Annotated in this window: 28 protein-coding genes; 22 read left to right on the forward strand and 6 right to left on the reverse strand. The window is 68.7% G+C overall.

From position 1 onward, the window contains the following. Nucleotides 1-46: 46 nt before the first annotated feature. From queD to glmU, 13 genes are all read left to right on the forward strand, one after another. Nucleotides 47-409: a 6-carboxytetrahydropterin synthase QueD gene (queD, locus tag KK131_RS09460; protein ID WP_214556392.1), complete on the forward strand. Its 363-nt coding sequence runs from the start codon at nt 47-49 to the stop codon at nt 407-409. Between the two features lie 153 nt (nt 410-562). Then, nucleotides 563-952, forward strand: coding sequence for a phasin family protein (locus tag KK131_RS09465; RefSeq protein WP_056390767.1), 390 nt, complete (start codon nt 563-565; stop codon nt 950-952). A 248-nt stretch (nt 953-1,200) separates the two neighbouring features. Beyond that, entirely contained in the window at nt 1,201-1,566 is a 366-nt protein-coding gene (locus tag KK131_RS09470; protein ID WP_214556393.1) for a hypothetical protein, read from the forward strand. A gap of 3 nt (nt 1,567-1,569) precedes the next feature. Continuing rightward, nucleotides 1,570-2,388 (forward strand): F0F1 ATP synthase subunit A, encoded by an 819-nt coding sequence (gene atpB / locus KK131_RS09475; protein ID WP_214556394.1) that lies wholly within the window; start codon nt 1,570-1,572, stop codon nt 2,386-2,388. A 62-nt stretch (nt 2,389-2,450) separates the two neighbouring features. Continuing rightward, nucleotides 2,451-2,735: a F0F1 ATP synthase subunit C gene (gene atpE, locus KK131_RS09480; protein ID WP_197736611.1), complete on the forward strand. Its 285-nt coding sequence runs from the start codon at nt 2,451-2,453 to the stop codon at nt 2,733-2,735. Between the two features lie 91 nt (nt 2,736-2,826). Further along, nucleotides 2,827-3,297, forward strand: coding sequence for a F0F1 ATP synthase subunit B (locus KK131_RS09485; RefSeq protein WP_214556395.1), 471 nt, complete (start codon nt 2,827-2,829; stop codon nt 3,295-3,297). Nucleotides 3,298-3,300: 3 nt separating this feature from the next. Continuing rightward, nucleotides 3,301-3,834, forward strand: a complete 534-nt coding sequence (locus KK131_RS09490) for a F0F1 ATP synthase subunit delta (RefSeq protein WP_214556396.1) — start codon at nt 3,301-3,303, stop codon at nt 3,832-3,834. 97 nt (nt 3,835-3,931) lie between these two features. Further along, nucleotides 3,932-5,482, forward strand: coding sequence for a F0F1 ATP synthase subunit alpha (gene atpA / locus KK131_RS09495; RefSeq protein ID WP_214556397.1), 1,551 nt, complete (start codon nt 3,932-3,934; stop codon nt 5,480-5,482). Nucleotides 5,483-5,600: 118 nt separating this feature from the next. Then, nucleotides 5,601-6,518 carry a F0F1 ATP synthase subunit gamma gene (gene atpG, locus KK131_RS09500; protein WP_214556398.1) on the forward strand — a complete coding sequence of 306 codons (918 nt, stop codon included), beginning with the start codon at nt 5,601-5,603 and terminating at the stop codon, nt 6,516-6,518. Between the two features lie 131 nt (nt 6,519-6,649). Continuing rightward, nucleotides 6,650-8,062 (forward strand): F0F1 ATP synthase subunit beta, encoded by a 1,413-nt coding sequence (gene atpD / locus KK131_RS09505; protein WP_214556399.1) that lies wholly within the window; start codon nt 6,650-6,652, stop codon nt 8,060-8,062. Between the two features lie 125 nt (nt 8,063-8,187). Then, nucleotides 8,188-8,613 (forward strand): F0F1 ATP synthase subunit epsilon, encoded by a 426-nt coding sequence (locus tag KK131_RS09510; protein WP_214556400.1) that lies wholly within the window; start codon nt 8,188-8,190, stop codon nt 8,611-8,613. A gap of 170 nt (nt 8,614-8,783) precedes the next feature. Next, nucleotides 8,784-9,314: a hypothetical protein gene (locus KK131_RS09515; RefSeq protein ID WP_214556401.1), complete on the forward strand. Its 531-nt coding sequence runs from the start codon at nt 8,784-8,786 to the stop codon at nt 9,312-9,314. Nucleotides 9,315-9,388: 74 nt separating this feature from the next. After that, nucleotides 9,389-10,762: a bifunctional UDP-N-acetylglucosamine diphosphorylase/glucosamine-1-phosphate N-acetyltransferase GlmU gene (glmU, locus tag KK131_RS09520; RefSeq protein ID WP_214556402.1), complete on the forward strand. Its 1,374-nt coding sequence runs from the start codon at nt 9,389-9,391 to the stop codon at nt 10,760-10,762. An 82-nt stretch (nt 10,763-10,844) separates the two neighbouring features. On the opposite strand, the gene KK131_RS09525 is transcribed toward glmU, so the two are convergent. After that, nucleotides 10,845-11,837: a pteridine-dependent deoxygenase gene (locus tag KK131_RS09525; protein ID WP_214556403.1), complete on the reverse strand. Its 993-nt coding sequence runs from the start codon at nt 11,835-11,837 to the stop codon at nt 10,845-10,847. A 92-nt stretch (nt 11,838-11,929) separates the two neighbouring features. On the opposite strand from KK131_RS09525, the gene KK131_RS09530 reads away from it, so the two are divergent. The 8 genes from KK131_RS09530 (at nt 11,930) to fabG (ending at nt 18,341) form a co-directional block, all read left to right on the forward strand. Beyond that, nucleotides 11,930-12,199, forward strand: coding sequence for a phosphopantetheine-binding protein (locus KK131_RS09530; RefSeq protein WP_214556404.1), 270 nt, complete (start codon nt 11,930-11,932; stop codon nt 12,197-12,199). A 97-nt stretch (nt 12,200-12,296) separates the two neighbouring features. After that, on the forward strand, nt 12,297-13,013 hold the full coding sequence (locus KK131_RS09535; protein WP_214556405.1) for a xanthomonadin biosynthesis protein: 717 nt from the start codon (nt 12,297-12,299) through the stop codon (nt 13,011-13,013). Then, nucleotides 13,010-13,309, forward strand: a complete 300-nt coding sequence (locus KK131_RS09540; RefSeq protein WP_214556406.1) for a hydroxymyristoyl-ACP dehydratase — start codon at nt 13,010-13,012, stop codon at nt 13,307-13,309. The genes KK131_RS09535 and KK131_RS09540 overlap by 4 nt, the downstream gene beginning before the upstream one ends. Next, nucleotides 13,306-14,262, forward strand: a complete 957-nt coding sequence (locus KK131_RS09545) for an acyltransferase (RefSeq protein ID WP_214556407.1) — start codon at nt 13,306-13,308, stop codon at nt 14,260-14,262. The genes KK131_RS09540 and KK131_RS09545 overlap by 4 nt, the downstream gene beginning before the upstream one ends. Further along, complete coding sequence (locus tag KK131_RS09550; protein ID WP_214556408.1) at nt 14,189-14,845, forward strand: LolA-related protein; 657 nt, start codon at nt 14,189-14,191, stop codon at nt 14,843-14,845. Before KK131_RS09545 ends, KK131_RS09550 begins: the two co-directional genes overlap by 74 nt. Before the next feature lie 2 nt (nt 14,846-14,847). Then, nucleotides 14,848-17,166, forward strand: a complete 2,319-nt coding sequence (locus KK131_RS09555) for an MMPL family transporter (protein WP_214556409.1) — start codon at nt 14,848-14,850, stop codon at nt 17,164-17,166. Then, nucleotides 17,150-17,584: a phosphotransferase gene (locus tag KK131_RS09560; RefSeq protein WP_214556410.1), complete on the forward strand. Its 435-nt coding sequence runs from the start codon at nt 17,150-17,152 to the stop codon at nt 17,582-17,584. The genes KK131_RS09555 and KK131_RS09560 overlap by 17 nt, the downstream gene beginning before the upstream one ends. A gap of 19 nt (nt 17,585-17,603) precedes the next feature. Then, nucleotides 17,604-18,341 carry a 3-oxoacyl-ACP reductase FabG gene (gene fabG / locus KK131_RS09565; protein WP_214556411.1) on the forward strand — a complete coding sequence of 246 codons (738 nt, stop codon included), beginning with the start codon at nt 17,604-17,606 and terminating at the stop codon, nt 18,339-18,341. A gap of 9 nt (nt 18,342-18,350) precedes the next feature. Here fabG and KK131_RS09570 read toward each other — a convergent pair whose 3' ends face one another. Genes KK131_RS09570 through KK131_RS09590 form a run of 5 tightly spaced genes read right to left on the reverse strand, consistent with a single transcriptional unit; the run spans nt 18,351 to nt 23,987 of the window. After that, on the reverse strand, nt 18,351-19,931 hold the full coding sequence (locus KK131_RS09570) for a tryptophan 7-halogenase (protein ID WP_214556412.1): 1,581 nt from the start codon (nt 19,929-19,931) through the stop codon (nt 18,351-18,353). Between the two features lie 55 nt (nt 19,932-19,986). Beyond that, the gene (locus tag KK131_RS09575; protein WP_214556413.1) at nt 19,987-21,246 is read right to left on the reverse strand and encodes a cation:proton antiporter; all 1,260 of its coding nucleotides are present in this window, start codon (nt 21,244-21,246) and stop codon (nt 19,987-19,989) included. Between the two features lie 4 nt (nt 21,247-21,250). Beyond that, nucleotides 21,251-22,009 (reverse strand): glycosyltransferase family 2 protein, encoded by a 759-nt coding sequence (locus KK131_RS09580; protein WP_214556414.1) that lies wholly within the window; start codon nt 22,007-22,009, stop codon nt 21,251-21,253. Further along, entirely contained in the window at nt 22,006-22,797 is a 792-nt protein-coding gene (locus KK131_RS09585) for a beta-ketoacyl synthase chain length factor (protein WP_214556415.1), read from the reverse strand. Before KK131_RS09585 ends, KK131_RS09580 begins: the two co-directional genes overlap by 4 nt. After that, nucleotides 22,794-23,987 carry a beta-ketoacyl-[acyl-carrier-protein] synthase family protein gene (locus tag KK131_RS09590; RefSeq protein ID WP_214556416.1) on the reverse strand — a complete coding sequence of 398 codons (1,194 nt, stop codon included), beginning with the start codon at nt 23,985-23,987 and terminating at the stop codon, nt 22,794-22,796. The genes KK131_RS09585 and KK131_RS09590 overlap by 4 nt, the downstream gene beginning before the upstream one ends. 161 nt (nt 23,988-24,148) lie before the next feature. Between KK131_RS09590 and KK131_RS09595 the strand changes: the two genes are divergently transcribed. After that, entirely contained in the window at nt 24,149-24,841 is a 693-nt protein-coding gene (locus KK131_RS09595; RefSeq protein ID WP_214556417.1) for a YdcF family protein, read from the forward strand. Nucleotides 24,842-24,907: the final 66 nt, after the last annotated feature.

The following is a 24,907-nucleotide window of genomic DNA, read 5'->3' on the forward strand; positions in this document are numbered from 1 at the left end:
GCGTGTTTTCTGCCGCCGGCCCATCATTTGCTCGCAGGCGTCCGCCATGCATATCTTCAAGGTGTTTCAGATCGAGGCGGCGCATCGGCTGCCGAACGTGCCGGCCGGGCACAAGTGCGCGCGGCTGCACGGGCATTCGTTCCGCATCGAGATCCATGTGACGGGCGAGCCGGACCCGCAACTGGGCTGGGTGATGGATTTCGCCGACGTGAAGGCGGCCTTTGCGCCGCTGTACGAGCAACTTGACCATCACTATCTCAACGAGATCGAAGGGCTGGAGAACCCGACCAGTGAGATCTTGGCGCGCTGGATCTGGCAACGGCTGCAACCGCGCCTGGCCGGGTTGGACAAGGTAGTGGTGCACGAGACCTGCACCTCGGGAGCCAGCTGCAGTCATGACAGCTTTTGACGCGCCGCGGTAGTGCTTGAAATGGCTATAAGCCACAGTTTTTCATGAACGTTTCTTGACCATTTCGCTTGCATGCGAAAATATATGTTGCATTGCAACAGAAGCGTTGCTAGAGTGCATGCCACTACCCCCATCCTCAGCGAGGACTACGTCATGACGCAGCAACTCAACAACCAGCTTTTCGCTTTCACCAAGCAGTTCACCGACAGCGCGTTCAAGGCACAGTCGCTGGCCCTGAAGGGTCTTGAGACGGTCGCCGAGCTGCAGCTCAAGGCGCTCGAGGAGCAGGCCAAGGTCTCCGCCGAATTCGTCGCCGAAGCGCTGGAAACCCGCGACATCAACGGCCTGCGCAGCCTGTGGGAAAAGGGCACCAGCCTGAGCCGCGACAACGCCGAGCGTGCGGTGGCGGTTTCGCAGGAAGTGCTCGCGATCACCCAGAAGACCGCCGAGTCGCTGAATGCGCTCGTGCAGGAGCAGCGCCAGGCCGCCAACGACGCCGTCGTCGCGCCGGTCGCCGCTGCCAAGAAGGCTGCCGCCAAGTAATCCAGCAGTACGTCGCAGTTCACGCGATGAAACAGGGCCGAACCGAGTGTTCGGCCCTGTTTGTATGTACGTTTCGCAGGAACATGCCGGCGGTGGTGGCCTGGCGGATGCGATCCGTGCGGTCGGACACGATGCCGCAGGCAGCACGGCTTGTCCGCGCAATTGCCGCACTGATATACTTTTGCGGATTGGATCGTGGCCCTTAGCTGTATCGGTGCCGCCTGATGCAGGCCGCGCGGAGACGCTACGTGCTGAACAGTCTTGCCTCTGGTCGACGCCTCGCCTTGCGCATCATTTTGCTGCAGCTTGCTGTGGCGCTGCTGGCTGGCCTGGTTTTCCTGGCGCTGGGGCGCCGCGAAGCGGTGTCGGCAGCTGCAGGTGCGGCGCTGGTGGCGCTGGGTACCGCGTTGATGTCGGCGCGATTCTTCAGCGGCCTCGGCGGGGCGGGCCTGGCGTTGAGCCGCCTGCTGACGGGCATGTTCCTGAAATGGATCGTGATCGTCGGGGGGCTGGTCGTGATCCTGTTCCAATTCAAGTTGCCACCGCTGGCCGCCATCACGGGGTTGGCGGCGGCTTACGCGGTTTATCTGCTGGCGTTCAGATTCAAGGGTTGATCCATGGCAAGCGAGCCGACTGGCGGTCTTACCGAATACATCCAGCACCATCTGCAGCACCTGACTCCGCACACCAGCGAGGGCGGTTTCTGGGCGGTGCACGTCGACTCGGTCACCGTGTCGCTGGTGCTGGGCGTGATGTTCTGCCTGTGGTTCTGGCTGAAGGCGCGCAAGGCCACGGCCGGCGTGCCGGGCAAGGGGCAGGCGTTCGTCGAGATCGTGCTGGAGTTCGTCGACGGCCAGGTCAAGGACGTGTTCCATGGCGACCGCCGCGTGCTCGGCCCGCTGGCGCTGACCGTGTTCGTTTGGGTGTTCCTGATGAACGCGATGGATCTGCTGCCGGTCGACCTGCTGCCGTGGATCACCGAGAAGTTTGGCGTCGGCCACTTCCGCGCCGTGCCCACCGCCGACATCAACATGACGTTCGCGATGTCGCTGACGGTGTTCATCCTGATCATCTTCTACAGCTTCAAGGCCAAGGGCGCCGGCGGCTACATGCACGAGCTGTTCACCGCGCCGTTCGGCAAGCATCCGCTGCTGTGGATCCCGAATTTCCTGCTCAACCTCGTCGAGCTGGCTTCCAAGCCGGTGAGCCTGGCGATGCGACTGTTCGGCAACATGTACGCCGGCGAGCTGGTGTTCATGCTGATCGCCGGCCTGTTCAGCGCCGGCGCGGGCCTCGCTGGCTGGGCGCTGTACGGCGCAGGCATCATCGGCTACACGGTGTGGGGCATCTTCCACATCCTGATCATTTCGATCCAGGCGTTCATTTTCATGGTGCTGACGATCGTGTACATCTCGATGGCGCACGATCACCACTGATCCGCGTACCTCGAAGCATTCGTTTCATCCTTTTGTCTACTTCAGTTTGAATTTCTCAGGAGATCGTCGTGGAACTCATCGCTCACATTGCTCAAGTCCAGTCCTTCACCGCCATTGCGCTGGGCCTGATCATCGGCCTCGGTGCGCTCGGTGCCTGTATCGGTATCGGCGTCATGGGTTCGAAGTTCCTCGAAGCCGCTGCCCGCCAGCCGGAGCTGGTGCCGCTGCTGCAGGGCCGCATGTTCCTGCTGGCCGGCCTGATCGACGCCGCGTTCCTGATCGGCGTGGCGCTGGCGATGTACTTCGCCGTGGCGAACCCGCTGCTGTCGAAGTTGGCTGGCGCGTAAGCTCCCCTGGCGACGCTGCGGCGTCGCCGTTTCGGCCCGGGTGTCGTGACGCCCGGGCCTGTTTCAACCCGCATTTACAGGTAACGCAGCGATGGATTTCAACGCGACCTTGATTGGCGAAATGATTTCGTTCGCCATCCTGATCTGGTTCAGCGTCCATTTCATCTGGCCGCATATCAACAAGGCCATCGAAGATCGGCAGATCAAGATCGCCGAAGGCCTGAACGCAGCCGAGCGCGCCCATGCCGAGCTGAAGAGCGCGGACGTGAAGGTGGCCGGCGAGATCAAGCAGGCGCGCCTGCAGGCTTCCGAGATCATCGACAAGGCCCAGCAGCAGGCCAACCAGATCATCGAGAAGGCCCGCGGCGAAGCGGTCAGCGAGATCAACCGGCTGAAGGCGGCGGCGCAGGACGACATCGCCTCGATGGCGCAGCGTGCCCGCGACCAGCTGCGCGAGCAGGTCGGTGCACTGGCCGTGCAGGGCGCCAGCAAGATCGTGCAGCGCGAGGTCGATGCCTCGACGCACAAGGCCTTGCTCGACCAGCTCGCGGCCGAGATCTGATCGATGGCCCAGGCAATCACCCTCGCCCGCCCGTACGCTCGCGCCGCTTTCGAAGTGGCGCATGCGGCCGGTTCGCTGCAGGCATGGTCGCAGGCGCTGGCATTCGCCGCCGCGGTGGCGAAGGATCCGCGCGTGGCCGGCCTCGGCAACGACCCGCGGGTGCAGCCGGCGCAGCTGGTGGCGCTGCATCTGCCCACCGGCGTGGCCGCTGATGCCCCGTTCGGGCAGTTCCTCGTCGAGATGGCCGAGCAGCGCCGGCTGGCGCTGCTGCCGGAAGTGGCCGAATTGTTCGAGGCGTTCAAGCGCGAGTCCGAGTCGCAGCTGCTGGTCAAGGTGACCAGCGCGATGGCGCTGGACGCGGCCCAGGCCGAGCAGCTCAAGGCATCGCTGAAGCGCCGCTTCAAGCGCGAGATCGAACTCGATACCCGGGTCGATGCCTCGCTGCTGGCCGGCGTGGTGATCGATACCGGCGCAGAAGTGATCGACGGCTCCGCACGCGGACGCCTGGCGCAACTGGCCAGCGCTCTGGCGCATTAAGTTTTACGCGAAGTCCATTTCGCGAAGAGCAAAAACCGGCCATCCATGGCCGGACTCTGGGAAAGAGCTTCGATTCTAAAATTTCGGGATAACCACCATGTCCAGCACCACTTTGAATCCGTCCGAGATCAGCGAACTGATCAAGAGCCGCATCGAGCAGTTCAAGCTCGGCGCGGAAGCGCGCAACGAGGGCACGATCATCAGCGTGTCCGACGGCATCGTGCGCATCCACGGCCTGGCCGATGTGATGCAGGGCGAAATGATCGAGCTGCCGGGGAATTCGTTTGCCCTCGCCTTGAACCTCGAGCGCGACTCGGTCGGCGCGGTGGTGCTGGGCGAATACCAGCACCTGCGCGAAGGCGACACCGCCAAGACTACCGGCCGCATCCTGGAAGTGCCGATCGGCCCGGAGCTGCTCGGTCGCGTCGTCGACGCGCTGGGCAACCCGATCGACGGCAAGGGCCCGCTCAACGCCAAGCTCAACGCGCCGATCGAGAAGGTCGCGCCGGGCGTGATCTGGCGCAAGTCGGTCGACCAGCCGCTGCAGACCGGCTACAAGTCGGTCGACGCGATGATCCCGGTCGGCCGCGGCCAGCGCGAGCTGATCATCGGCGACCGCCAGACCGGCAAGACCGCGCTGGCGATCGACGCGATCATTGCGCAGAAGGATTCCGGCATTAAGTGCATCTACGTCGCGATCGGCCAGAAGCGTTCGTCGATCGCCAACGTGGTGCGCAAGCTCGACGAGAACGGCGCGCTGGCCAACACCATCATCGTGGTCGCCTCGGCGTCCGAGTCGGCCGCGCTGCAGTACGTCGCGCCGTACTCCGGCTGCGCGATGGGCGAATATTTCCGCGACCGCGGCCAGGACGCGCTGATCGTCTATGACGACCTGTCCAAGCAGGCCGTGGCGTATCGCCAGATCTCGCTGCTGCTGAAGCGCCCGCCGGGCCGCGAGGCGTACCCGGGCGACGTGTTCTACCTCCACTCGCGCCTGCTCGAGCGCGCCTCGCGCGTGTCCGAGGAGTATGTCGAGAAGTTCACCAACGGCGAGGTGAAGGGCAAGACCGGTTCGCTGACCGCGCTGCCGATCATCGAGACCCAGGGCGGCGACGTCTCGGCGTTCGTGCCGACCAACGTGATTTCGATCACCGACGGCCAGATCTTCCTGGAAACCGACCTGTTCAACGCCGGCATCCGTCCGGCCGTGAACGCCGGCATCTCGGTGTCCCGCGTCGGCGGCGCCGCGCAGACCAAGATCGTCAAGAAGCTGTCCGGCGGCGTGAAGCTGGCGCTGGCGCAGTACCGTGAGCTGGCCGCGTTCGCGCAGTTCGCCTCGGATCTGGACCCGGCCACCCGCGCCCAGCTGGACCGCGGCCAGCGCGTCACCGAGCTGATGAAGCAGAAGCAGTACGCGCCGCTGTCGATCGCCGAACTGGCGTTGTCGGTGTACGCCGCCGAGCAGGGCTACCTGGACGACCTGCCGGTGAATCAGGTGCTGCCGTTCGAGAAGGGCCTGCACGCGTTCATGCATCAGAACCATGCCGACCTGATGAAGACCATCGTCGCCACCGGCAACTGGGACAAGGACATCGAGGGCGTCTTCAAGGCCTCGCTGGACGAGTACAAGAAGACCGGCAGCTGGTAAGAGAACCGGGAATCGGGATTTGAAATTCGGGATTCGAAAAGGCCGCAGGTCGAGGCATCAACGAATCTCGAATCCCTAATCCCGAATCCCACGAGTGAGCAAAGCGAGCGAGTAGAGCATGGCCAGCGGACGCGAAATCAAAACCAAGATCAAGAGCACGCAGAACATGCGCAAGGTGACGCGCGCGCTCGAGATGGTCTCGGCCTCGAAGATCCGCAAGGCGCAGGATCTGATGAAGGCCTCGCGTCCGTATGCGCGCTCCATGCGCAAGGTGATCGCGCACGTGGCGCAGGCCAGCACCGATTTCAGCCATCCGTTCATGGTCCAGCGCGACAACGTGGCGCGGGTCGGCTACATCGTGGTGTCGACCGATCGCGGCCTGTGCGGCGGCCTCAATTCCAACCTGTTCCGCCGCCTGCTGCCGGCGATCGCCGAATGGCAGAAGCAGGGCGTGCAGGTGGACGTGGTGGCGATCGGCCAGAAGGCGGTGGCGTTCTTCCGCCGCCTCAAGGGCGTCAACCTGGTCGGCAGCGTCAGTCACCTCGGCGAGAGGCCCAAGCTCGAGCAACTGGTCGGCGTGATCAAGGTGATGATGGACGCCTACCAGGCCAACGGCCTGGATCGCGTGTTCCTCGCCTACAACGACTTCGTCAACACCATGACGCAGAAGCCGACCATCGACGCGCTGCTGCCGCTGCCGCTGGTGGCCGCGGAGATGGAAGCGCACCAGGAAGCGGGCGAGTCGGCCTACGCCGGCGTGAAGCTGGAAGCGAGCCACGACTGGGACTACATCTACGAGCCGGACGCGCAGACCGTGCTGGAGCACGTGCTGACCCGCTACATCGAATCGGTGGTGTACCAGGCGGCACTGGAGAACCTGGCCAGCGAGCACGCCGCGCGCATGGTCGCGATGAAGAGCGCGTCGGACAACGCGAACAAGGTGATCGACGAGCTGACGCTGATCTACAACAAGGCGCGCCAGGCTGCGATCACCCAGGAAATCTCGGAAATCGTCGGCGGCGCCGCGGCTGTGTAAATGCGATCGTCCGTGATCGCAGGGCAAGATCAAGAAGCGGCCATCCATGGCCGCACTCCCAGTAAGAGCGACGTTTCATTGGCGCTTTGTACAAATCGAAATCTTAAAGAGATTCATCCGGAGCTATCAGCATGAGCCAGGGCAAAGTTGTTCAGATCATCGGCGCGGTCGTCGACGTGGAATTTCCGCGCGACCAGGTGCCGCAGGTGTATGACGCACTGAAAATCGACGGCACCGAGATCACGCTGGAAGTCCAGCAGCAGCTCGGCGACGGCATCGTGCGCACGATCGCGCTCGGTTCCACCGAAGGCCTGAAGCGCGGCCTCGAGGCGCGCAACACCGGCGAAGGCATCAAGGTGCCGGTCGGCAAGGCCACCCTGGGCCGCATCATGGACGTGCTCGGCAACGCCATCGACGAGGCCGGCCCGATCGGCGAGCAGGATCAGTGGGTGATCCACCGCGAGGCGCCGAGCTACGCCGACCAGGCCGCCGCGACCGACCTGCTGGAAACCGGCATCAAGGTGATCGACCTGGTCTGCCCGTTCGCCAAGGGCGGCAAGGTCGGCCTGTTCGGCGGTGCCGGCGTGGGCAAGACCGTCAACATGATGGAACTGATCAACAACATCGCGAAGGCGCATGAAGGCCTGTCGGTGTTCGCCGGCGTGGGCGAGCGTACCCGCGAGGGCAACGACTTCTACCACGAGATGAAAGACTCCAACGTGCTCGACAAGGTCGCGATGGTGTACGGCCAGATGAACGAGCCGCCGGGCAACCGCCTGCGCGTCGCGCTGACCGGCCTGACCATGGCCGAGTACTTCCGCGACGAAAAGGACGAGCACGGCAAGGGCCGCGACGTGCTGTTCTTCGTCGACAACATCTACCGCTACACGCTGGCCGGTACCGAGGTGTCCGCGCTGCTCGGCCGCATGCCGTCGGCGGTGGGCTACCAGCCGACGCTGGCCGAGGAAATGGGCGTGCTGCAGGAGCGCATCACCTCGACCAAGACCGGCTCGATCACCTCGATCCAGGCCGTCTACGTACCCGCGGACGACCTGACCGACCCGTCGCCGGCCACCACCTTCGCGCATCTGGACGCGACCGTGGTGCTCAGCCGCAACATCGCAAGCTTGGGTATCTACCCGGCGGTGGATCCGCTCGATTCGACCAGCCGCCAGCTCGATCCGAACGTGATCGGCCAGGAGCACTACGACGTCGCCCGCAAGGTGCAGGGCACGCTGCAGCGCTACAAGGAGCTGAAGGACATCATCGCGATCCTCGGCATGGACGAGCTCAGCGAAGAGGACAAGCAGGCCGTGGCGCGTGCGCGCAAGTGCGAGCGCTTCTTCTCGCAGCCGTTCCACGTGGCCGAGGTGTTCACCGGTTCGCCGGGCAAGTACGTGTCGCTGAAGGAAACCATCCGCGGCTTCAAGATGATCGTCGACGGCGACGTCGACCATCTGCCCGAGCAGGCGTTCTACATGGTCGGCGGCATCGACGAGGCGATCAAGAAAGCGGAAGAGATGGGCGCCAAGAAGGCGGCCTGATCCTGGAGCCGGGATTTGGGATTCGGAATTCGGGATTCGTAGAGCAGCGTCATCGCGCTTTGGACGAATCCCGAATCCCTAATCTCGAATCCCGATCGATCGACCGAGCGTAGCGAGAGAGAATCATGACCCACACCATTCGCGTCGACATCGTCAGTGCCGAAGCCGAGATCTTCTCCGGCGACGCGACGATGGTCGTTGCCACCGGCGAAATCGGCGAACTCGGCATCACGCCGCGCCACGCGCCGCTGATCACCCGCCTCAAGCCGGGCCACGTCGATGTGCTGCTGACCAGCGGCGAGCGCCAGCAGTTCTGGGTTTCCGGCGGCATGCTGGAAGTGCAGCCGCAGGTGGTCACCGTGCTGGCCGACACCGCCGCCCGCGCCGCCGACCTGGACGAAGCTTCCGCGCAGCGCGCCAAGAAGGAAGCCGAAGACGCGCTGGCCAATCGCACCGACGCGATGGAGATCGCCGAGGCCCAGGCCAAGCTGGCCGAAGCGATCACCCAGCTGCAGGCGCTGGAGCGGCTGCGCAAGAACCTCAAGCACTGAGTTTGTGCGCTCGTCCGTGAGCGCAGAGCCAGGATCAAAAGGCGGCCGTCCGTGGCTGCACTCGTCGATGAAGCGGTCGCTTCGATGGACACTTCAGAAAAGGACGCCGGCCTTGTGCCGGCGTTTTTGCGTCGGCACGATGCAGCTTTGGACAGGCAGGGACGACGACGATGACGTGGCTGAAGTACGCATGCGGCGGGTTGTTGCTGACTCTCGTCGGCTGCGCCACCACGCCGCCCCTGCCGTCGCCATCGTCATTCGCCACCGGCGGGGCGTCGTGGCGGGCCGTGCTGCCGCCCGACACGACGCGCTATCAACTGGCACTGGGTGAGGTGTCCAGCGGCGGCACACCGTTCCGGCGCGTGTCGCCGGCGTATCCACCGAATCTGCTTGCCAGTTGCCCGCCGCCGCAGGAGGTGCCGGCGCTGTTGATCGTCGGTGCGAACGGGATGGTCGGCGAAGTACGCGTCACGGGCGAGGCACAGGCGGATGCCAGTCGGCGCGCCTTCATCGCCGCGGTGCGCGTGGCTGCGCTGCAGTGGCAGTTCAATCCGCTGCAGATCAACCGCTGGGCTGCCGATGCCGACGGCAACAGCCATGTGGTGGACAGCGAGACGCGACCGTTCAGTCTCGCCTGCGTGTTCCGCTTCGAGTGCCATGCCGGCAAGCCCGCGGTGTCGGCCGCGGCGGCAACGCCATGAACCCGTTCCCGCCATCATCCGGCCAGGACGGGCTGGTATGCTTTTTGATCGACACGCGACAAGGTCCTGCAGCCATGAACCAAACGCCTCTCCACGTCGTCATCCTCGCCGCCGGTGCCGGCACGCGGATGAAATCGAACCGGCCGAAGGTGCTGATGCCCTTGGCCGGCCGGCCGTTGCTGGCGCACGTGGTCGCTGCGGCGCGCGCGCTGCAGCCGGCGGTGATCCACGTCGTCTACGGCCATGGCGGCGAACAGGTGCCGGCCGCGTTTGCCGACCAGCCCGATCTGCGCTGGGCGCTGCAGGCGGAACGGCTGGGCACCGGCCACGCGGTGGAGCAGGCGCTGGCCGGCGTGCCCGATGGCGTGCGCGTGCTGGTGCTGTACGGCGACGTGCCGCTGACCCGGGTCGAGACACTGCAACAGCTGGTGGCGGCCGAAGGCGGCTTCAGCCTGCTCACCACCCGCCCCGCCGATCCGCACGGCTATGGCCGCGTGCTGTGCGACGGCAACGGCCGCGTGCGCGCGGTGGTCGAGGAGAAGGATGCCGATGCCGACCAGCGTGCGGTGAACCTGGTCAACACCGGCATCCTGGTCGCCGAGGCGCAGGCCCTGCGCGGCTGGATCGGCCGGCTCGACCGCAACAACGCGCAGGGCGAGTACTACCTCACCGACATCTTCCGCATGGCCACGGCGGAAAACCGGGCGGCGCGCAGCGTCGAATGCGTCGACCCGATCGAGGCCGCCGGCGCGAACAATCCGCTGCAGCTGGCCGAGCTGGAAGCGGCGTATCGCCAGCGTGCCGCGCGCGCGCTGATGTCCGATGGCGTGCGCCTGGCCGATCCCTTGCGCGTCGACGTGCGCGGCACGGTCGAGGCCGGCCACGACGTCGAGTTGGACATCGACGTGATCCTGGAAGGCCGCGTGGTGCTAGGCGACGACGTGCGCATCGGCGCGTTCACCCGGCTGAAGGACGTGCAGCTGGTGGCCGGCAGCGTGGTGCAGTCGCACTGCGACCTGGACGGCGTGGTGACCCACGGCCCCTGCACGATCGGCCCGTTCGCGCGGCTGCGCCCCGGCACCGAACTTGACGCCGGCGTGCACATCGGCAACTTCGTCGAGACCAAGAAGACCCGCCTCGGCGAAGGCAGCAAGGCGAACCACCTCAGCTACCTCGGCGACACCGTGGTGGGTCGCGGCGTCAACATCGGCGCCGGCACCATCACCTGCAACTACGACGGCGTGAACAAGTTCACCACGCGCATCGGCGACGGCGCCTTCATCGGCTCCAACAGCGCGCTGGTGGCTCCGGTGACCATCGGCGCACTGGCCACCATCGGCGCCGGTTCGGTGATCACCCGCGATGCGCCGGAAGGCGAACTCACCGTGGCGCGCGGCCGGCAGCAGACGTTCGAAGGATGGAAGCGGCCAGTAAAACAACGGGATTAGGGATACGGGATTGGGGATTCGTCAGAAGCCACTGCGGCCCCGCTTTTCCGAATCCCCAATCCCGTATCCCTAATCCCGGCAGTCAGGCGTAGCGCCAGCCGTCGATCTCCACCAGCAGCTCGCTGCGGCAGATGTCGCCGTGCAGCAGCAGCACCGGCACGCCGGGCAGGCGGGTTTGCAGGAACGCGCGCACGCGCGCGGCGTCGGCGCCGTGGCGCACATAGGCTTTCAGCGGCGAACGGGTGTCGAAGCCGGCGGCCATGCCGGCGCTGGCCAGCAGTGCCTCGAGGTTGGTCAGGGTTTCTTCCAGTTGGGCGTCGAGGTCGTCCTGGTGCGCCGAGGCGTGGCCGACCACGGCGGCGGTGCCGGAGATCGCCAGCACGTCCTGCGCCGGCAGCGCCATCGCGCGGGCGAAGCTGGGCGGGGTGCGGCCGTACTGGCGCGGGTAGCGCCAGGCGCTGACCTGGCGCGGATTCTCCACCCGCGTGCCGGGCTGGTCGCAGGCCAGCAGATAGACCTGCAGGCGATGCGGGTGGCCGTGATGGCCGATCGCGGTGGCGGCGGGGAAGCCTTCGGCGAAGAAGTCGCCCATGCCGCTGGCGCGGCCGTCGCAGAAGTGCTTGTAGCGCTCGGCGTCGCCGTCGCCGTGGTTGATCGCGCCGAGATAATTCCAGACCCGCAGCACATGCCGCGCCTCACGCGTGGCGACGAAGCGGTGCAACTGCTCGTAGGCCAGCCGGGCGGTGGCGATGGGGCCGCCGTGTTCGCGCTCGTCCAGTTCGATCGAGGCGAACAGCCAGCCGCCGCCGGCCGACCAGCGCAGCGCACCGTCGCTGCCGCTGCTGACCGGCGCGTCGACCTGCCACAGTTCCAGCGGCGCAGGCGCATCGAGGGTTTCCAGTGCGACCTGCAGGTAGCGTGGATCGGTACTGGCCGGGGTGCCGGCGCCGAAGCCGAACAGCGCCAGCGTGCCGGGTTCGGCCAGGGTCACGGCGACCTCGGCCATGCGGTAGGACACCCGCGGCGCGCGGCGCGGCTGCGGGTCGATCTGGGGGTTTTCACAGCCCTGCATCATTGCGTACAACCGGGAGCGACAAGGGCGCTATGTTACACTCCGCGCCCACTGCCACCGGGGGGAGGCAATGCATCCAGCGTACGGAATCGAGCATGGCGGAACAGACAGCGGCACAGCACGAATTGGCCACCTTGGTCGTGGAATGCCTGAATCTCGAGACCGTGACCCCGGAACAGATCGACCCGGATGCGCCGCTGTTCGGCGGCGAGCTGGGACTGGATTCCATCGACGCGCTGGAAATCGCCCTGGCCGTGTCCAAGCGCTACGGCTTCCAGCTGCGCTCGGACAACCCGGACAACCGGCAGATCTTCACCAGCCTGCGCACGCTGTCCGCGCATGTCGAGAAGAACCGCGTCGGTTGAAGCGGGCGCATCGTCGCATCGACGCCGCTTCTGTCACGCCATGTTCCGGCGCCGGTGGCAGGCTGGCGGCTTCGACGGAGCCAACGCGGAACCCGGCATGACGTCCTCTTCACCACCTGACGGCACGACGCGGCGCTACGGCCTGCTGTTGCTGCCGGCCTACCCGCTGCTGGCGATCGCCGGCGCGGTGACGCGTCGGCAGGTCTTCGCGCTGCTGGCGCTGGCCCTGCTGCTCACCGTGCTGATGCTGCCGCGCCTGCTGGCGCGCCGCGCCGCGCCGTGGCTGTGGTGGTCGGGCATGCTGGCCGGCCTGCTGTGGACGTGGCGCTACGGCTTCGCCGACTTGCTGCTGGAGGCGGTGCCGGTGCTGATCAATGCGCTGCTGGCGGGCTGGTTCGGCCGCACCCTGGGCACGTCCGAGCCGCTGGTGGCGCGCTTCATCGTCGCCATCGAAGGCGCCGAACGGCTGCTGCAGCCGGGCGTGGCCGCCTACGCCCGCCAGGTCACCTGGTTCTGGACGGTGCTGCTGGGCACCCAGGCGCTGCTGCTGACCGTGCTGCTGCTGTGCGCCGGCCACAGCGGCCTGCTGGCGCGCGCCGGCATCGCCGTGCCGCTGCCGGTGCCCGAGCGCTGGGCCGCGACGTGGCTGCACCTGGGTTGCTACATCCTGCTGGCTGCGGCGTTCCTGCTGGAATACGCCTATCGCCGCTGGCGGCTGCGCCATCTGCATCATCCCGGCCTGCACGACATGCTGCTGCAGCTGGCGCTGCACTGGCCGCAACTGTTGCGCGGCAAGCGCGCGGTGGCGCCATGAACGCCGGCTTCGAACAGGTACTGCGCATCGGCGCGGGGCATCCGGCGTTGCCCGGCCACTTTCCCGGTGCGCCGCTGGTGCCGGGGGTGATCCTGCTGGAGCAGGTGGCGCTGGCCTTGCGCGCCTGGCGCGACCAGCGGCTGGGCCGCGTGCTGGAGGCGAAGTTCGTGGCGCCGCTGTTGCCGGAAGAAACCGCCACGTTGCGCCTGACCGCCGCGGACGGCGCGCGCGCGCGTTTCGAAATCCGGCGTGACGGCATCCTGCTGGCGCGCGGCCTGGTCGAGGGAACGACATGAGCACACACACACACTGGCAGAGCCGACCGGAAGGCGGCGGCCGCTTCGCGCTGTGGCTGATCCGCACGATCGCACTGCATGGCGGGCGCCGACTTGGCCGGTTGTGCCTGTACCCGATCACGCTGTACTTCTTCTTGCGCCGCGCACCGGAACGACGGGCCTCACGCCAGTACCTGCAGCGCGTGTTCGGCCGGCCGGCCACGGCATGGCAGGTGCTGAAGCATATCCACTGCTTTGCCGCGACGATCCTGGACCGGATCTTCCTGCTCGCACACGGCGAGCAGCCATTCCAGATCGAGACCGAAGGCCTGGACCTGCTCGACGAACGCCTCGCGCAGGGTCGCGGCGTGCTGCTGTTCGGCTCGCACCAGGGCAGTTTCGAGGCGCTGCGGGCGATCGGCGCGCGCCGGCCGGAGATGCCGCTGCGCGTGGTGCTGGACAAGCAGAAGACCCCGGCGATGACCGAACTGCTCGAAGCGCTGGCGCCGGACGTGGGCGCCTGCGTGATCGACGCGGCGCAGGACGGCGCCACGATCGCGCTGGCGATGGCTGAGGCCTGCCACGACGGCGCGCTGGTGGCGATGCTGGCCGACCGCGGCCGCGGCCACGAGGTGCTGCGGCGCACCGGTTTCCTCGGTTCCCCCGCGCCGTTCCCGATCAGCCCGTGGCTGCTGGCGCATACGCTGCAGGTGCCGGTGGTACTGTGCTTCGGGCTGTACCTGGGCGGCAACCGCTACAAGCTGGTCTTCGAGCCGTTCAGCGACCAGGTGCAGATCCCGCGGCAGGATCGCGGCCCGGCGCTGGATGCGCTGATTGCCCGCTACGCGCAACGGCTGGAACACTACATCCATGTCGCTCCCTACAACTGGTTCAACTTCTATGATTTCTGGCAAGACGCGCCTGTGGCTGATGGGCCTGCTGCTGCCGCTGTGGGCGAGCGCGTCGGCATCTGAGCCGGCGCCGGCAGCGTCGTCCGCGCCGGCGCTGATCGCGGCCCTGGGCCAGCCCGCACCCGCGCATACCGCGTTCGCCGAGGCGCGTTTCCTGCAGGTGCTCGATCGGCCGCTGGTGGTCTCCGGCGAATTGTCGTGGCTCGGCGGCGACCGGCTGCAGCGGCGCGTCGATCACCCGCAGCAGGAAACGTCCACCATCGCCGACGGCGAGGTGACCCAGCAGCGTCCCGGCAAGAGCCCGCGGCACTTTTCGCTGAAGCGTGCGCCGCAGTTGCAGGTATTGCTGGACAGCTTCGTGGCATTGCTCAGCGGCGACGCCGCGCGATTGCAGCAGGCATTCGAGATCCGCCAGGGCGGCGACGCCGGCGGCGCGTGGACGCTGACCCTGGTGCCGCGCGACGCGCGCGTGGCGAAGACCGTCGCCAACATCCGCATCGACGGCTACGCGAAGGCCTCGCGCTGCATGCACATGCAGGAAGCCGACGGCGATCTCGCGGTCGACCTGCTGGGCCCGCTGGCCGCGCAGATGCCGGCCGAACCTACCCGGGAGGCACTGCAGGCGCTGTGCCAGGGCGCGCCCTGAGCATGCGCCGGGGCGCCCGCGCGGCATTGCTGATCGGATGGTTGCTGGCGCTGGCCGGGCTCGGCTGGGTGGTCGGCCAGCGCCTGCACGTCAGCACCGACCTGCGCAGCTTCATGCCCGCACCGACCACGCCGGACCAGCGTCTGCTGATGGAGCAGGTCGGCGAAGGGCCGGGTTCGCGCTTGCTGCTGCTCTCCATTCAAGGCCAGTCCGACGCACGGCTGGCGACGCTGAGCCAGGGCCTCGCCGCGGCGTTGAAGCACGACCTGCGTTACAGCCAGGTACTCAACGGCAGCTTCGACCTCGGCGCGCTGGACACCGGCCTGCTGCCGTACCGCTTCCTGCTGTCGCCCACGCTGGACACGCAGCCGCTGGACGAAGCGTACCTGGCCGACCAGCTGCAGCAGCGGCTGGACGATCTTTCCTCGCCGGCGGCCAGTCTGCTGAAAGGCCTGTTGCCGCGCGACCCCACGCTGGAGGTGCTGAAACTGGCCGAGCTGTGGGCGCCGGCGAAATCGCCGGAACTGCGCGAGGGGGTGTGGTTCTCGCCGCAGGGTGAAGCGCTGTTGCTGGTGCAGACGGTGGCCGCCGGTTTCGATCCGGGCGCGCAGCAGCAGGCGATCGACGGCATCCGGCAGGCCTTCCATGCGCTGCCCGGCAGTGCCGGCGCGAAGCTGGAATTGAGCGGGCCGGGCTACTTCAGCGTGGTGGTCGGCGCGAAGACGCGGCACCAGGCCGACTGGATCGGGCGCATCTCCACCGTGGGCTTCGTCGCGCTGCTGCTGCTGGCGTACCGCAGCTTCAGCTCGCTGCTGCTGTCGGCGCTGCCGATCGCCAGCGCCGCGCTGGCCGGCATCGCCGCATTGACGCTCGCCTTCCCTGAAGTGCACGGGATCACCCTGGCGTTCGGCTTCACCCTGCTTGGCGTGGCGCAGGAATATCCGATCCGCGTGCTCAGCCACCGCCGCGCCGGCGAGGATGCGGTGCACAGCGTGCGCGCCCTGTGGCCGCTGCTGCTGACCGCGATCGCCTCGGCCTGCATCGCCTACCTGGCGTTCTACGCCTCCGGCGTGAACGGGCTGAAGCAACTGGCCGTGTTCACCATCGTCGGCCTGCTGGTGGCCGGCTTCAGCACGCGCTACCTGCTGCCGCACCTGCTGCCGCGGCGCGTGCGCGACGTCGCCGACATGCGCTGGCTGGCGCGCGCGCGCGATGTCGTCGACCGGTTGCCGCGGCCGCGCTGGATTCCCGCCGCGGTCGCCGTGGCGGTCGTGCTGATGCTGGCGCTCGCACCCGCGCCGTTCTGGCAAAACAACCTCGCCGCGCTGACCCCGCTGCCGCAGGATCTGCTGCAGCATGACGCGCGCCTGCGCGAGGCGCTCGGCGCGCCCGACGTGCGTTACCTGCTGGTGCTGCAGGCGCCGACCGAGCAGGGCGTGCTGGCGTTGTCGGAGAAGCTGCAGCCGCGCGTCGATGCCCTGCTGGCGCAGCATGCGGCCGATGCGCTGGAATTGCCGTCACGCTATCTGCCGACGACAGCGTTGCAGCGGAAGCGGCAGCAGAAGCTGCCCGACCGCGCCACGCTGCAGCACGCGCTGGACGAAGCGTCACAGGGCCTGCCGTTCCGCGCCGATCTGTTCCAGCCGTTCGTCGACGATGTGGAAACCGCGCGCCAGCTGCCGCCGCTGACGCCGCAGCGCTACGCACAGACGCCGCTGGGCCAGCGCCTCGCTGCGATGCTGGTGGAGCGCGACGGCCACTGGCTGGGCCTGGGCACGGTCAGCGGCGTGCACGACGCGGCCGCGCTGCAGACGCTGGGCGAAAACACCAACGGCGCGGTGCGCCTGCTCGACCTGAAGGCAGCCTCGGAGTCGCTGGTGGTCGACTACCGCACGCGCATCCTGCAGGCCTTGCTGGTCGCTGCGATTTTGCTGGTGCTGACGATCACGTTCGCGCTGCGTAGCCTGCGCCGCGCCTGGCACGTGCTGGCGCCGATGACGCTAGCGACCTTCCTGGTGCTGGCGGTGGAGCGCGTGGCCGGTGTCGAGATCTCGCTGTTCCACCTGGTCGCGCTGATCCTCGCCGGCGGCCTCGGCCTGCACTACGCCCTGTTCTTCGAGCGCGACACCGGCGACCCGGCCGAGCAGCGACGCACCCTGCACGCCACCCTCGTCTGCGTGCTGTCCGCGCTGCTGGTGTTCGGCATGCTGGCGTGGGCCACGATCCCGGTGCTGCGCGCGATCGGGCTCACGGTGAGCCTGGGCGTGGCCTTCCACTTCTGCCTGTCGATCCTGATGGCGCCGCATGCTCGACAAGACTGACTGGGCGCAGCTGATTCCGCACGCGGGCACGATGTGCCTGCTCGAAGCGGTGCTGGCGTGGGACGAGCGCAGTATCCACGCGATCAGCGCGGGCCACACGTGCGCCGACAACCCGCTGCGCGGCGCGCACGGACTGCACGCCGTGCATCTGGCCGAATATGGCGCGCAGGCGACGGCGGTGCACGGCGCGCTGCTGGCGCGCGCGCGCGGCGACGAGACGGTGCGCCCCGGCCGGCTGGTCAGCCTGCGTGACGTGCAGCTGTTCGAGGAATACGTCGACCGGCTCGACGGCCATCTGGACGTCCATGCCGAATGCCTGTACGCCGACGGCGGCGGCGCGCAGTATGCGTTCCGCGTCGAGCATCGCGGCCGCCTGCTGGCCAGCGGGCGCGCCGCGGTGATCTATCCTTCCCGTTGATCCGCCTGCGAGGCCTGCCATGTCCGAAGCCCATCCCGCACGTCGCGCCCTGGTCACCGGCGGCAGCGGCGAGCTCGGCGGTGCGATCTGCCACGCGCTCGCCGCGGCCGGCTGGCACGTCATCGTGCACGGCCACCACAGCCTGGCCCGGGCCGAGGAAACCGCCGCGGCGATCGTTGCCGGAGGCGGCAGCGCGCAGGCGCTGGCGTTCGACGTCACCGACGCGGAGGTGACCCGCGCGGCGCTGGACGTGCTGCTGTCCGAAGAGCCGATCCACGCGCTGGTCAACAACGCCGGCATCCACGACGACGCGCCGATGGCAGGCATGAGCGACGAGCAGTGGCACCGGGTGATCGACGTCTCACTGCACGGCTTCTTCCACGTCACCCGGCCGCTGCTGTTGCCGATGGCGCGCGCGCGCTTCGGCCGCATCGTCTCGATCGGCTCGGCGGCGGCGCAGCTGGGCAATCGCGGGCAGACCAACTACGCCGCGGCGAAGGCCGCGCTGGTGGGCGCCAGCAAGTCGCTGGCGCGCGAGATGGCCTCGCGCGGGATCACTGTCAACGTGGTCGCGCCCGGTGTGATCGAGGGGCGCATGGCCGAGGCCGCGTTCCCGCCCGAACGCATCCGCGAGCTGGTCCCCGCGCAGCGCGCCGGCAAGCCGGAGGAGGTCGCGGCGCTGGTCGCGTTCCTGTGTTCGGACGCGGCCGGCTACATCAACGGCCAGCTGATCGGCGTCAACGGCGCGATGGGCTGAGCCGCGCGGTCACCTCGCCGCGTCGAACAGCGCCGGCCGCGGCTGGCCGGACAGCGGTGCGTGCAGGCGCGCGTCGACGGCGGCTGCCTGCAGGGTGAGCGCATCGGCCAGGCCGTCGAGCACGCGCACGTGCCCGCGCAGCCGTGCGCGGATGCCGGCATCGTCCAGCCTGTCGTGCAGGCCGCGGTTGAGTGCGGCGAACCAGGCCAGGCTGCACTGGTCCAGCATCTCGCGCCGGCTGTGGCCGCTGCTGGCCGCATGCCAGTGGCGGAACAACTGCTGCATGCGCGCATTGAGCGCCTGCGCGCGTTCCAGTTCGGGGCGCATCTCGCCGAGCAGGTCGAGGTCGGTCAGCCGGCGCTGGAACATCAGCTGGCACAGCACGCCCCAGTAGTACGCGTAGTCCCAGGTCACCTTGGCCGGCAGCACCTGGGCGTTGCCGAACAATGGGTACTGGCCGCGGAACAGGCTCAGCGTGTTCGCGTAGAACGAGCGGAACAGCTGCTCGTAGATGTGCGCGTATGGCGCCAGCTTGCGGCCGGCGCGATCGTGGCCGAGCAGCGCCACGATGTAGGTGTTGGCGATCGCGATGAAGTCGCTTCCGGGTGAGTAGAACGGATCGAGAAAGCTGCCGGCCTCGCCGGTCAGCGCCCAGCGGTCGGCGGAAAACAGCTGGCGGCTGTCGTGCGAGTAATTGCGCAGGAAGCGGAAGTCGAGCAGGTTGCCGCGCTCGGCGGCGACCGCGCGGCCCAGGGCCGGCTGGCGGGCGTGCAGCCATTGGAGCGCGAGCTCGAAATCGCGCATGCCGTCGAGCGGATGCATCGCCGCGTCGGTGACGATGCCGACCGAGTGCGCGCCCGAACCCAGCGGAATCAGCCACGCCCAGTAGCCCGGCCCCGTCAGGTGGTTGGTCGAGCGCCAGCGTTCCGGCGGCGAAACGCGCCCACGCCAGTCGGCGTCGTCGCTCCAGCGGTCGATGTCGAGCTTCGCATCCATGCGGAACCACACCGCGTTGGCATGATGGCCGTTGTCCACGGTCAGCCCGAAGCGCCGGCGCAGCAGCGCGGCGCGGCCCGACGCATCCAGCAGCCAGCGCGCCGTGACATGGTGCTCGCCATCGTCGTCGAGGTAGTGCACCTCGTGCGCGGCGCCATGCTCGCCCACGTTGAAGCGCTTGACCGTGGCGCCGTCGCGGAACGCGATGCCGCGTCGCCGCGCTTCCTCGCCGAGAAAGGTCTCGAAGATGCCGCGGTCGATCTGGTAGCTCGGTGCCGGCAGGATCCGGCTCACGCCCAGTTCGGTGACGTCCGCGATGTCGCTGCTGCCGTCGCTGAAGAAATAGCGCAGGCCGAACTTGCGGATGTGCGCGGCGTCCATGTGCTCGCGCAGGCCCAGCGTGTGGTCGAAATAATCCGCGCCGATCTCCACCGTCGACTCGCCGACCTTGTGCGCCGCCGCCGGCAGCGGGTGCCGGTTGCGCTCCAGCACCAGGATGTCCATGTCCGGAAATTCGCCGCGCAGCTGCAGCGCCAGGCACAGGCCGGCCAGGCCACCGCCGAGGATCACCGCTTCGTGCATCGCGTCGCTCATGCTGGTCCAGGACTCCGGGAGTGCGCGACGGCTGCCGTGCACGACCGATGCTGGCTCAACCCTGGTCTGGGTGGCGTGAGCGTTCCACGGCGGCAAGCCGGCGGTGGCGGCTGAAGAACAGCAGCATCGGCGTGCTCATCATGGTGGTGACGATCGCCATCAACAGCAGCAGGGTGAACATCTCGCGGCCGATCACGCCGGCATCGAGGCCGATCTTCAGCACGATCAGCTCGACCATGCCGCGCGCATTCATCAGCGAGCCGACCGCGAGACTGTCGCGCCAGCCGTGGCCGCCCAGGCGCGCGCCGAGCGCGCCGCCGAGCACCTTGCCGACCACCGCCACCGCGAGGATCAGCGCGAAGGCGTCCAGCGCATCGCGCTGGAACGCGTCGGCACTGGTGCTCAGCCCGGTCAGCGCGAAGAACACCGGCATCAGCGCGATCACCGCGACGTGTTCCAGCCGTTCGATCAGCCCGGCCAGCAACGCATCGTCGCGCGGCAGGCACAGGCCGAACACGAACGCACCGAACACCGCGTGCAGATGCAGCCACTCGGTCAACGCGGCGCAGCCGAACGCGCCGATCAGCAGCGCCGCGAGCACGCCGCCGTCCGGGCGGCCTTTCGACGCATGCCGCGTCAGCCAGCGCCGCAACAGCGGCCGCAGCACGCCGAAGCACAGCGCCAGCATGGCGCCGACGCCGAGTACGCTGCGCCAGAACGGCGCCCAGTCGCCGTGCGCGGAGATCAGCGCAACGGTGAGCGCGAGCAGGATCCACGCCAGCACGTCGGCCATCGCCGCCGCCGTCAGCGCAAGCTGGCCGACCGGTGTGTGCGTGACGTGGCGATCCTTGAGGATGCGCGCCAGCACCGGCATCGCGGTGATCGCCAGCGACGCGGCCAGGAACAGCGCGAACGGCCAGTACGCGATGCCCGCCGGCGCGTAGCGCGCATACAACAGCGGCGTGATCAGCAGGGCGAGCCCGATCGGCAGCAGCACGGCGAGTCCGCCCACCGCCCCGGCCGCGCGCAGCGCCTGCCTCACGCCGCCGGACAGGCGCAGCTCGGCGCCGACGATGAACATGAAAAGCACCAGGCCGATCTGGCTCAGCCCGTCCAGCGCCGGCAGGCTGGCCGGCGCGAACAGCCAGCCCTGCCAGGCCGGCGCCAGTGCGCCGAACAGCAGCGGGCCCAGCGCCAGGCCGGCGATCATCTCGCCGATCACCGGCGGCTGGCCGATCCAGCGCAGCAGCCAGGCGAGTGCGCGTGCCGTGACCAGGATCGCCACCAACTGCACCAGCAGCAGCGCATGGCCCATGGCGTCAGGCCGTCGTGCCGTCGTCGACGATGAGCGGCGCCGCGCGCGAGCGGCGATGGCTGGCGACGATGTGGCCGTAGTGGAGGACCTGGCCGATCGTATAGGTGGTGATGCGGGTGACGTCGCGCACCGGCTTGAGGTGGCTGGGACGGAACGCGCCGTGGTAGCGCGAGGCGATCGGCACCGAGACCACCCCGAGCTTTTTCTCGCGCGAGGCGGCGATCAGGATCGCCGCCTCGAACACGAAGTTCTCCGCCGGCAGGTCGACCAGGTCCAGCGCCGCGCGCGGATACCAGCGCTGCCCGCTCTGGGTGTCGGCGATCGGCTGCCCGCAGGCCCACGAGATGCCCCAGTCGGCGACCGCGTTGGCGCGGCGGCGGCCCTTCGGCTGCTGTTCGCGATGGAGCAGGCGCGCGCCGATCACGATGTGGTCGGGGTACTGTGCGGCGGCCGCCACGATGCGCGGGATGTCGCTGGCCAGGTGCTGGCCGTCGCCGTCCATCGTCAGCACCGCCTCGTAGCCTTGCCGCAGCGCCTCGCGGAAGCCATGGCGCAGCGCCTCGCCCTTGCCACGGCGTTCGTCGTGGCGCAGCAGGGTCACCGGCAGCGCGGCGACGATCTCCGGCGTGCGGTCGTCCGAGCCGTCGTCGATCACGATCACCGGCGCGCCGAGCGCCAGCACGGATTCGACCACCGACTGGATCGCGGCCTCCTCGTTGAGGCAGGGAATCAGCACGCACCAGCGCGCCACGGCAGTGTTCAAGCGACGTTCTCCATGTCGATCCGCAAGCCGAGTGTAGCGGCGACGGCCAGTTCGCAGTGTCCGCCCTCTGTGGCCAGCAGGGCCAGCAGCGGCAGGCTGGCGGCCGACGGGTTGCCGGCGCGCCACCCATGCAGCGGTTCCGGCAAGGGCGCGTCGGCGGGCGCGGTGCCCAGTTGCAGGTCGAGCCGTGCCAGCGTCGCCGGGCCGGCTTGCGGCGCCAGCACCAGTGCGCAGCCGAACGCCTGCGCGCAGCCGGTGACTTCGGCCAGCGCGCCGCTGCCGGCGGTGTCGCTGCACACCAGCAGCACCGGACGCTGCTCGGCCAATACCTGGCTGGCCGCTTCCAGCAGCGCGGCGCCGAAGCTGGCGCGCTGGGCGCAGATCGCGGTGGACGGCGCGTGGCAACCGGTGGCGATGGTCCAGTAGCCGACCGCGGCGTTGTGCACCGAGTTGTGGAAGCGGATCGGCGACAGCTCGGTGGGCGCCTGCGCCAGGGTGGCGCACATGTAGTCGGTGATCGCCTGGTCGCCATGCGCGGAAGCGAACACGCAGGCCAGCGCGGCGGCATCGCGGCCGCTCATCGCCACCGCCTGGCCGGCCGCCTCGACCGCCAGCAGCACGCTTTCCGGCGCGCGCCGGCGTTCGTTCGGCGGCAGGCTGGCGGCGGCCGGTCGCGGCGGCGGCGCTGGCGGGGTGGCGCCGGCCAGCAGCGCGCGCAGCGCGGCGAAGTCGGCCAGTTGCGGCGACCACAGGCCGACGCCTTCGACGTGGACGCGCAGCGTATTCATGCCGCAAATCCCGCACGGGCGAACGCCAGGCAGGCGTTGTTGCCGCCGAAGCCGAACGAGTTGCTCAGCGCCACGTCGACGCACTGGCGTTCGTTGCGCCAGGCGAACTGCGCGCCGCAGATCGGGTCGGGCGTGTCGCCGCCGAGGTTGCCCGGCACCAGGCCGTGCCCGATCGCCTGCAGCGCGATGGTCGCCTCGACGATGCCGGCCGCGCCCAGCGTGTGGCCGGTGAAGCCCTTGGTCGAGCTGGCCCGCGTCGTGGCCGGAAAGACGCGGCCGACCAGCGCCGCCTCGACCTCGTCGTTCTTCTGGCTGGCGGTGCCGTGCAGGTTGATGTAGTCGACCCGGGCCGCATCGAGGCCGGCGCGGGCCAATGCATCGTGCAACGCCAGCTCGGCACCGAGGCCGTCCGGATGCGGGGTGGACATGTGGTGCGCGTCGCTGGCCTCGCCGTAGCCGAGCAGTTGCGGCGCGTCGGGCGCCACGCCGGTGCGTTCCAGCAGCGCGAAGCCGGCGGCCTCGCCGATCGAGATGCCGTTGCGCGCGGCGTCGAACGGGCGGCACGGTTCGGGCGACACCAGCTCCAGCGCGTTGAAGCCGAACAGCACGCTGTCGCACAGGGTGTCCACGCCGCCCACCACCGCCGCGTCGACCAGGCCGAGGCGGATCATCCGTTCGGCATTGGCGAACACCTTGGCGCTGGACGAGCAGGCGGTGGAAACCGTTAGGCACGGGCCGTCGAGTTCCAGCGCGGCGGCGACGAAGGCGGCCAGCGAGTGCGGCGCGTGGATCGCCGGGCGCAGCATGTCGTCGGCGAAGCCGCCGTCGGGATCGAGCCGGCGATAGGCTTCCTCGGTGGCGCCGATGCTGGCGGTGGACGTGCCCAGCAGCAGCGCCACGCGGTCGGCGCCGTAGCGCGTGCGTGCGGCGTGCACGCGTTCGAGGAAGCCGTCCTGGTTCAGGCCCAGCCAGGCCAGCCGGTTGTTGCGGCAGTCCCATGCGCGCAGGGCGGCGGGCAGGGCGACGTCTTCCACGCCGTCGACGCGGCCGACCCAGCAGGCCAGCGGCGCGCTGCTGATGTCGTTCGGGCGCAGCCCGCTGCGGGCGTGTTCGAGCGCATCGAGCTGCGCTTCAAGGCCGCTGCCCATGGCGGAAGTGGCGGTATACGCGGTGACCGCGAGGGGTGTCATGAGAATGGGCATCAGGAAAGCCTAACGTTGACCCCGCGGAATGCCTAGCCTGCGGCTGGCCCACGCCAAGCGGGTATTCAGCGTAACCATGGCGGCATGAGGATGCCGCGAACAGCGCGGCCGGCTAAGCTGGCTCATCCCGCTGCCATTTCACGTTCCCCATGCCTGTATCCCGAAGCCCCTGGCTCTACCTGCGCGACCGCGACGTGCAGCATGCCGCGCTGGTGACCGTGCTGGCGCTGGTGCTGAGCGCGGGCCTGGTCTGGCTGGGCTACCTGATCCACGTCTGCCGCGTCGCCCTGCGCAGCCCGCTGGCGCCGCCGCGGCGGATGGTGACGCTGGTGTTCGGCCGCCGGCTCGAGCGCGGTGTGCCCGAGCACGACTACCAGCAGCGCCTGCGCCGTGCGCTGAGCCTGGCCGAGCAGCGACAGACCGACCACCTGCTGCTGCTCGGCGGCTGCAGCGGCGGCCAGTGCAGCGAGGCGGCCGCCGGCCAGGCCTGGCTGCAGCGGCACGGCCTGGCCGGCGGAGTGCGGGTGGAGCTGGAGCAGGATTCGGTCGACTCGCTGGAAAACCTGCGCCACGCGCGCCGCCTGCTGCTGGCCGAGGCCGGCGACGCCGGGCTGCCGCCGGTGGCGCTGGTGACCAGCCGCTATCACCTGGCGCGCTGCCTGCTGCTGGCGCGCCGGCTCGGCTTCGATGGTTTGCCGGTGGCCGCCGAACCGGCGCTGCCGCGGCAGCGGCGCTACCTCGGCCTGTTGCTGCTCGAGGCCAGCTATCTGATGTGGATCGACCTTGGCCTGCGCTGGGCGCAGCTGATCGGACACCGGCGGATGGCGGCGCGGATCAGCTGATTCGTCCGGCTGATCTGGCTCAGCCCGGCGCGGCGCCGCGCCGCAGCCGTTCGTGCATGGGCACTT

The organism is Rhodanobacter sp. LX-99 (assembly GCF_018599185.1).
Lineage (GTDB): Bacteria > Pseudomonadota > Gammaproteobacteria > Xanthomonadales > Rhodanobacteraceae > Rhodanobacter.